This is a genomic window from Cytophaga aurantiaca DSM 3654, assembly GCF_000379725.1.
GTDB classification, from domain to species: domain Bacteria; phylum Bacteroidota; class Bacteroidia; order Cytophagales; family Cytophagaceae; genus Cytophaga; species Cytophaga aurantiaca.
Genome location: NZ_KB903659.1, coordinates 1 through 1,879, shown reverse-complemented (window position 1 = coordinate 1,879; position 1,879 = coordinate 1). Strand labels below are relative to the sequence as shown.

At 35.9% G+C, this 1,879-nt stretch carries 4 protein-coding genes; 1 reads left to right on the top strand and 3 read right to left on the bottom strand.

Annotated features, from left to right (window positions below; all coding sequences use genetic code 11):
• Positions 1–265: 265 nt before the first annotated feature.
• A complete protein-coding gene (locus A3EE_RS0114390; protein WP_018344141.1) occupies positions 266–742 on the bottom strand; it encodes a DUF4265 domain-containing protein in 477 nt (158 codons plus the stop codon).
• 19 nt (positions 743–761) lie between these two features.
• Here A3EE_RS0114390 and A3EE_RS22205 point away from each other — a divergent pair, with 19 nt between their 5' ends.
• Complete coding sequence (locus A3EE_RS22205; RefSeq protein WP_281166487.1) at positions 762–890, top strand: hypothetical protein; 129 nt, start codon at positions 762–764, stop codon at positions 888–890.
• Positions 891–960: 70 nt separating this feature from the next.
• Here A3EE_RS22205 and A3EE_RS0114385 read toward each other — a convergent pair whose 3' ends face one another.
• Together A3EE_RS0114385 and A3EE_RS22070 are read right to left on the bottom strand one after the other, a co-directional pair.
• Positions 961–1,755, bottom strand: a complete 795-nt coding sequence (locus tag A3EE_RS0114385) for a cation efflux transmembrane domain-containing protein (protein WP_018344140.1) — start codon at positions 1,753–1,755, stop codon at positions 961–963.
• Positions 1,698–1,879, bottom strand: a 182-nt coding sequence (locus A3EE_RS22070; RefSeq protein WP_211208941.1) for a hypothetical protein, incomplete at its 5' end; no start/stop codon positions are given. The genes A3EE_RS22070 and A3EE_RS0114385, both read right to left, overlap by 58 nt.

Below are 1,879 nucleotides of genomic sequence, written 5' to 3'. Positions count from 1 at the left end.
ATGCCAATCCTATAGGAAATCCCACAAGTAAAGAAATCAATCCTCCAGATTTTAAAATTCTATTATCCATTACAGTTTCCATATTAGCACACAACGTTTGTGGTTGCATTTGTTATAGGCCTTGAGAGTAGTGAATTTTCCTCAACACCAAACCCGCACAACCTATTTAATTTAATTATTTCGTGCGGACTTTAAAGCACCGCCATTAATATTATCAAAGAAGCCTACAATAAATGCTAACTATTGTTATAGCCATTTGTTATTATCATTGTCTATGACCGTCAGCTAAACAAGGTTCTGCATATTCTATTGTCTCTTGCTTTTCTAGCTCGTCTAACTGCTTCTTTATATTTTTATAATCGACTGTTGATGGGATTTCCATAGAAAAATATCCTTCATTCACTTTTTCGGAAATACAACCAAGTTCTTTGAATAAGTCGCGGATTTGATTGATGTCTTTTGACTTGTCTATAAGTACAATTTGAACTGTCGAGTTGCCCGAAAATCCAACTGTTTTGCGATATGTCAACATTTGTTCTTTATCGTCAAATTCCGCAAACACGATGTCGTCTGAGGCAACAAGCGGCACATAAAATGGAATGCTTTCGAGCTTATAAAGTCCTTTTTGTTTGTCAACAATTGTCGCCCACATTGTTTCTACTGTTTCTTCTTCTAACACATCGCTGTGAAAGCGAAATAATATTTTAACGTAATTATCGTCTAAAGGTGCTTCTTTTCTCATTGTCAAAAAAGTCAATGTTATGATTATAATTACTGATAAAATTATTGTTGACTTGCCGGTCTTCATACAATTGGCTATAACGGTTGTGGCTATGGCCAGTGTGGGTTTTGGGATACGGGTTTTGTCAACCGTTACGGATGTTTATTAAGTTGCAAAATACTCATTTTTAACGGTTCAGCCCACATTGGCTATAGCCGATGTTGTAGCCAGTGCTTTCTTTATTTTCCAAGTTTTAATATTCGTACCGCTCCTTGAATTACCAAAACGAAAACTATTGTTCCGATAATAAGGTCAGGTTTATTTGAATTTAGCCAATTGACCAAAAGTCCGGCTGTAATAACTCCCAAATTGATAATTACGTCATTTGAGGTGAAAATCATACTTGCTTTCATATGAGCCTCTTCTTTGCTTTTTGATTTTTGAAGTAAATACAAGCAAATTCCGTTTGCAATTAACGCTAAAATGGAAACGAAAATCATTGTTGTAAAATCGGGAAGTTTTTCCGCTCCGAAAAATCGTCTCAATACTTCTGCAAATCCAATAACCGCAAGAGTAATCTGAAAATATCCCGCAATTTTTGCAATCCGTTTTTTTCTTATTAGGGTTCCTCCAACTGCAAAAAGACTAATTCCATATACGAACGAGTCGGCAAGCATATCCAAGCTGTCGGCAACCAGTCCCATTGATTTGGAAATAAGTCCAGTCGTCATTTCGATTACGAAAAAAGCAAAGTTGATGACAAGAACTGTCCAAAGAAGTTTTTTCTGATTTGAATTCTCTTTAAACTCTGTTTGGTCAGTTTTCTCAGTTGTTAGTTTTTGTCCGCCTAAATTCAGTTCGAGAATTGATTTTTCGATTTGGTCAATTTGTCCGCTGTGGAAAATGGTCAGTCTTCTGTTGGAAATGTCAAAGTCTAAATTTTTGATACTTGAAATTCCATCCAATTTCATTCGGATTAGGTTTTCTTCCGAAGGACAGTCCATCTTGGTAATTTCAAATGTTGTTTTTTCCATTCACGTTCTCGTTTTTTTGCATTGGCTACAACGTTTGTGGTTGCATTTGTTGTAGGTCTTGAAAGCGCCAAGATTTCCTTAACACCGAACCCGCACAACCTTTTAAATTTAATTATTTCGTGCG